The following is a 4,517-nucleotide window of genomic DNA, read 5'->3' as shown; positions in this document are numbered from 1 at the left end:
AAGGGAGCGGTGGGAACCTCCCTTCCCTCGGTTTTTGGTGGGGGGGTTTTTTCCCCCCGCGATCGTTTTAGAAGGCTTTTACCCCCGAGCGGTCAACCCGCACCGCCAGTGGCCCTGCACCAGCAGGCGCCTCGAACGCCACCAGCCCTCCAGCCGGCACCTTGGCCCGGCCAATGACCTTGCCATCACGCAGCAACTCCAGCGGCATGCCTGCCAGCGACTGACCCGAAGCCAGCTCCAGTTTGATCCTGATGTTCATCGGTGACCTCCTTGTCACGCATTGCGATCGATGTAAGTGGTTGCCACGCCGTCCAGGCTGGCGATCAGCTCCGGCGAGCCGCCGCGGAACTGGCGGAACAGGTTGCGCCCGCGCTGCTTGCCGTCCAGCGGTACCTGTACGGTCGGGTGGAACTGCTCGCCCAGTAGGGCATAGGCGCTCCACGGCCCGATATAGGATTCGTTGAACTGCTCGCTCAGGCTGAAGGCGTAACGCACCGAGTTGCCCCGCTGCCAGTTGAGGCCATCCGGTTCGCTGCTTTGCCAGCCGATGATGGCCGGTGACGCGCTCGGTGCCGCGATGAATCCGCTGGGGGTATTGGGCTTGTAGTCCTTGAGCAGCAGGTAGGTGCTCCAGCCCCACCAGTCGGCGATGCGCTCGCGGTCGTTGAGGTTGTTGACGTCCTTGCGCCGGAGCACGGTCTTGCCGTTCTGGAAATACAGCGGGGCAAAGTTGCCCGGCACCAGGTCCTGCTCGGCGGCGTGCAGATCCGGCGCCAGGCGCAGGGCGGCATAGTCCTTGGCCAAGGGCAGGCGGCCATCGACAAACGCCTGGAACACCTCGTCGGCCGAGCGCTGCACTGCCCGGCCGACCTGGCGGCGGTTGGCCACATCGACGCTGTCGAAGTAGCGTTTGTCGCCATAGGCGCGCCATTGCTCGCCTTCGGCGTTGCGCACCAGCAGGCCGTACTTGCTGTCTTCATCGTGCATGAAGCGCGAAATCAGCGAGCCGACGTCGCTCGGGGTGACGCTGTCGGCCAGGGCCTTGCGCGGCACCCGCAAATGGCCGGCGGAGAACAGGTCGGTGAGGAAGTGATCGGCGAAGGCATTCATGGCGTAGGCCAGTTGCAGGTCGCGCTCTTCGCCACTGGCATGCGCCTTCACGGCTTGCTGCAAGGCTGCGGCGTGGCCGGCCTGGTAGGCCAGCAGCGCCCAAGGGCCGAAATGGTCCCAGTTGCTGGCGGCCAGCTTCAGGTAGCGGCCAAGTGGGAACAGGTCGGACGCGAAACTGCCGCCGCCGGTGATGCGATTCCAGCGTGCCGACAGGCTGTCGCCCAGTGCGTCGTAGGCTTCATGGGGCTGGCGGCCATCCTGGATGGCCTGGTTGGCGGCGGCGATTTCTTCCTGCATCACGGCGAGGATCTGCCCGGCCTCGTCCTTGGCCGCCGGCAGGCGGGCCAGGGAGTCGAAGGCCTGGCTGAAGCGTGTGATGCGTTCGGCCTCGCTGGCGCCATCGGCAATGGGCCGCTCGGGTACGCCATAGAAGTCGCCGCCCAGGGCGATGACCTGGCCGTAGGTCAGGCTCAGGCCGTTGGGCAACGGCAGGGGCGACTGGTGGGCGGGGATGCCCGGCTGACCAGCTTCATAGCGCAGCAGGGTGTTGTCACCGATAGCGGTGTGCTCACCCCCTTCGAAGAACAGCTCGGGTTTGCGTTTGGGCGCCTGGCCTGTGCCTTGCGGCACGGCGAAGCGATGGTACTTGAGGGTGTGGTGGCCGTGCATGACCAGCATCAGCTGGCTGTCCGGACCGGGAAGGTCGATTCCCTGCGGGTCGAACAATTGATCGAGATCGGCAACGACCTGTTTGGCCTGGGCTTGGTTGGCCACGGGCGCGGTTTGCATTCCTGACATGATCAGCTCCTTGCGATGTCGGGATAATCCATTTTTAACTGTATGCATATACAGTAGTCGCCATCATATTCGGGAAATTTCCTACGTCAAGCTCAGTTTGTGCTGCCAACTGGCACCTTCGATGGGCGCAAGGCCCTGGCACTGACGTATGATTAGCCCCCTAACGGCAACTCCCAGGATCAGGCTGCATGCTCGCCCTTCTTATCCAGACACTGAACATCACGGCGCCCGTGTTCGCCATGCTGTTCATGGGCGTGCTGCTAAAGCGCATCCGCGTGATCGACGACAACTTCAGCAAGGTCGCGTCATCGCTGGTGTTCAACGTCTGCATGCCGGCGCTATTGTTCCTTGGCATCTACCACGCCGACCTGGCCGCCGCGGTCAAGCCCGGGGTCATCCTCTACTTCATCGTTGCCACCCTGGTGGGGTTCGGCCTGGCCTGGGGCCTGGCGATCTGGCGCTGCCCGCAGGCGGACCGCGGCATCTACACCCAGGGCGCATTTCGCGGCAACAATGGCGTGATCGGCCTGGCGCTGGCCGCCAGCCTCTACGGCGACTACGGCATCTCCCTCGGCGCGGTGCTGGCCGGGCTGGTCATCCTCATGTACAACTCGCTGTCGGCAGTGGTGCTGGCGGTGTACAGCCCGGACCTGAAGTCCGACCCGTGGAGCATCTGCAAGAGCATTCTCAGCAACCCGCTGATCATCAGCGTGCTGCTCGCAACGCCCATGGCCTATGGCCAGGTGCCGCTGCCCAACTGGCTGCTGACCTCTGCCGACTACCTGGCGCAGATGACCTTGCCGCTGGCGCTGATCTGCATCGGTGGCACCTTGTCGCTGGCGGCGCTGCGCGACAGCGGCAGGTTGGCGTTCGATGTGAGCCTGGTGAAGATGGTCTGGCTGCCGCTGCTGGGTACCCTGGGCGCCTGGCTCTGCGGTTTCCGCGGGGCCGAGCTGGGCATCCTGTTCCTCTACATCGGTAGCCCCACCGCGGCGGCGAGCTATGTGATGGCGCGGGCGGCCAACGGCAACCACGAACTGGCCGCCTCGATCATCGTGATCACTACACTGATGGCGGCCATCACCACCAACATCGGAATTTTCGTCTTGCAGTGGGGCGGCTGGATCTAGAGCTTGACTGCACACAACACCAACAACACGGCCTCACCTAAAGGACACTTCATGCAAGACCAGAGCACGCCCGAGCGCTTGCAGCGCGGGCTGAAGAATCGCCATATCCAGCTGATCGCGCTGGGCGGTGCCATCGGCACCGGGCTGTTCCTGGGCATCGCCCAGACCATCCAGCTGGCCGGCCCCTCCGTGCTGTTGGGCTATGCCGTCGCCGGCCTGATGGCCTTCCTGATCATGCGCCAGCTTGGCGAGATGGTGGTCGAGGAGCCGGTGGCCGGCAGCTTCAGCCACTTCGCGCACCACTACTGGAGCGAGTTCGCAGGCTTCGTCTCGGGTTGGAACTACTGGGTGGTCTACGTGCTGGTCGGCATGGCCGAACTCACCGCCGTGGGCATCTACGTGCAGTACTGGTGGCCGGACTTCCCCACCTGGGCCACGGCGGCGATCTTCTTCGTGGCCATCAACGCCATCAACCTGACCCAGGTGAAGGTGTATGGCGAGATGGAGTTCTGGTTCGCCCTGATCAAGGTGGTGGCCATCGTCAGCATGATCGGCTTTGGTGCCTGGCTGCTGGGCAGCGGCCACGGCGGGCCGGACGCCAGCGTTGCCAACCTGTGGCAATACGGTGGTTTCTTCCCCAATGGCGTGACCGGGCTGATCATGGCGCTGGCGGTGATCATGTTCTCCTTCGGTGGCCTGGAGCTGGTCGGCATCACTGCCGCCGAAGCCGAAAACCCGCGCGAGAGCATCCCCAAGGCCACCAACCAGGTGGTGTATCGCATCCTGATCTTCTACATCGGTGCCCTGGCGGTGCTGCTGTCGCTGTATCCGTGGCAGAAGGTGGTGCAGGGCGGCAGCCCGTTCGTGATGATCTTCCACGAGCTGGACAGCGACCTGGTGGCGACCATCCTCAACGTGGTGGTGCTGACCGCCGCGCTGTCGGTGTACAACAGCTGCGTTTACGCCAACAGCCGCATGCTGTTCGGCCTGGCCTCCCAAGGTGATGCGCCGCGCCAGCTGCTCAAGGTCAGCCGCCGTGGCGTGCCGCTCACCGCATTGGGCGTGTCGGCATTCGCTACGGGGATGTGCGTGCTGATCAACTACTTGATGCCCGGTGAAGCCTTCGGCCTGTTGATGGCTCTGGCCGTTTCGGCGCTGGTGATCAACTGGGCGAGCATCAGCATCACCCACCTGAAGTTCCGCAAGGCCAAGCTGGCGGCCGGCATCACGCCGTCCTACCGCAGCTGGGGGCACCCGGTGAGCAACTACTTGTGCCTGGCGTTCATCGTGCTGATTCTGGTGGTGATGTACCTGACGCCACCGATTCGTATCTCGGTGATGCTGATCCCGGCGTGGATTCTGGTGCTGTGGGTGGCGTTCAAACTGAAGAAGAAGCGTCAGGGCTGAGGCCCAATCGCGGGGGGGGGGAAGCCCCCCCCCACCACTCGCGTTAGCGTGGGGGGGAGTTCCTCGCCCAAC

The 4,517-nt window shown here is 64.2% G+C and carries 4 protein-coding genes; 2 read left to right on the top strand and 2 right to left on the bottom strand.

Going from position 1 to position 4,517, the window contains the following annotated elements; all coding sequences use genetic code 11:
- Positions 1 to 67: 67 nt before the first annotated feature.
- Together ACO6VM_RS17465 and ACO6VM_RS17460 are read right to left on the bottom strand one after the other, a co-directional pair.
- A complete protein-coding gene (locus ACO6VM_RS17465) occupies positions 68 to 259 on the bottom strand; it encodes a hypothetical protein (RefSeq protein WP_279846589.1) in 192 nt (63 codons plus the stop codon).
- 14 nt (positions 260 to 273) lie between these two features.
- Positions 274 to 1,908 (bottom strand): phospholipase, encoded by a 1,635-nt coding sequence (locus ACO6VM_RS17460; RefSeq protein ID WP_401059763.1) that lies wholly within the window; start codon positions 1,906 to 1,908, stop codon positions 274 to 276.
- 188 nt (positions 1,909 to 2,096) lie between these two features.
- Between ACO6VM_RS17460 and ACO6VM_RS17455 the strand changes: the two genes are divergently transcribed.
- On the top strand, positions 2,097 to 3,038 hold the full coding sequence (locus tag ACO6VM_RS17455) for an AEC family transporter (protein WP_125465363.1): 942 nt from the start codon (positions 2,097 to 2,099) through the stop codon (positions 3,036 to 3,038).
- Between the two features lie 51 nt (positions 3,039 to 3,089).
- Positions 3,090 to 4,445 carry an amino acid permease gene (locus tag ACO6VM_RS17450; protein ID WP_401059760.1) on the top strand — a complete coding sequence of 452 codons (1,356 nt, stop codon included), beginning with the start codon at positions 3,090 to 3,092 and terminating at the stop codon, positions 4,443 to 4,445.
- The last annotated feature ends 72 nt before the right edge of the window (positions 4,446 to 4,517 follow it).

This window comes from Pseudomonas sp. GZD-209 (assembly GCF_049310485.1).
In the GTDB taxonomy this organism is placed as follows: domain Bacteria; phylum Pseudomonadota; class Gammaproteobacteria; order Pseudomonadales; family Pseudomonadaceae; genus Aquipseudomonas; species Aquipseudomonas sichuanensis.
This window is presented reverse-complemented; position numbering and strand designations above follow the sequence as displayed.

Coding starts and splice junctions, on each gene's coding strand:
- ACO6VM_RS17465 (WP_279846589.1), bottom strand. CDS start 259: ATGAACATCAGGATCAAACTGGAGCTGGCTTCGGGTCAGTCGCTGGCA.
- ACO6VM_RS17460 (WP_401059763.1), bottom strand. CDS start 1,908: ATGTCAGGAATGCAAACCGCGCCCGTGGCCAACCAAGCCCAGGCCAAA.
- ACO6VM_RS17455 (WP_125465363.1), top strand. CDS start 2,097: ATGCTCGCCCTTCTTATCCAGACACTGAACATCACGGCGCCCGTGTTC.
- ACO6VM_RS17450 (WP_401059760.1), top strand. CDS start 3,090: ATGCAAGACCAGAGCACGCCCGAGCGCTTGCAGCGCGGGCTGAAGAAT.